We start from the raw sequence: 905 nt of genomic DNA, 5'->3' as shown, positions 1-905 counted from the left end.
AGCGATTTATTATAACAGGAATGATTACCCTTTGGGGAATACTGAATCTAGCTCCAGCAAATGCAGGTGTAAGCGTAGTAACTTTCGAATCCCGAACACCACCTAAGGACCCAACTGTAGACTTACCACCTGCTTCACCGCCACAATCTGCTCTACCAGCAGAATATCTGGAGCTTATTGATCTATTAAAAAAAGAGGAAATTATTGAGCTCTTAAAAAAACAGCTTGCGTTAAAAAAAGAACAACTTTCACAAACAGAAAAAGCTTATCAGGCTATAACAAAGAGTCAGAAAACAAACCCAAAGCAAATAGACTTTTCTAATTTTTTTCTCAAAGAACCAGAATCGCTCTATAAGAAGAAGCAGCTTTCAAGGGAATCATATCAAAAGGTATTGGAGGAAGAAAACAAAATTTCTGGGACTTTTGATCAAATGAGCAAAGCTATTTCTGGGCATTTACAATCTGTATCGGTTCTAGATAAAGTTGTAAATTTGAAAAGTTTTGAACATGTAGAAAATCGTTTTCAATACCTCAAACAGTTATTCGATGAACTTCAAATAAAAGAAAACCTGAAAGACATTGCTGATCTTCAAGCACATATCGATGGTATATTAGTCATGATCCAAAATGAATCTATAAAGATGCAATTGGTAGCACATTTACGTGACGCTGAATACTCACTTATCAAAAGGAAAAGACGCGAACTTGATATGAAATTTTTTAACCATGAAAAAAAAGAGATGCCTAGCATACAGTGAAAACACTTAGGTAATGTATAAATGCAAATGAAGCGGTTAGCATATATCTATGTTTCAAGGTGATAAAAAGTTGAAAATTCGTTAAAGAGGAATTCCATGGACTTTACAGTGTTCACGCAACTTTTCAGTAAAATTGATCAGATAACA

Annotated in this window: 1 protein-coding gene; it reads left to right on the top strand. The window is 34.4% G+C overall.

Annotated elements, in window-relative coordinates:
• A partial coding sequence (locus ACFIL8_RS11175; RefSeq protein WP_375689858.1) for a type IV secretion system protein occupies positions 1–758 on the top strand: 758 nt, incomplete at its 5' end.
• Positions 759–905: the final 147 nt, after the last annotated feature.

The sequence above is a fragment of the Bartonella sp. AP57NXGY genome, from assembly GCF_042195805.1.
Lineage (GTDB): Bacteria > Pseudomonadota > Alphaproteobacteria > Rhizobiales > Rhizobiaceae > Bartonella.
Note: the sequence above shows the minus strand (reverse complement) of the source record. Positions and strands in the feature narration are given on the sequence as shown.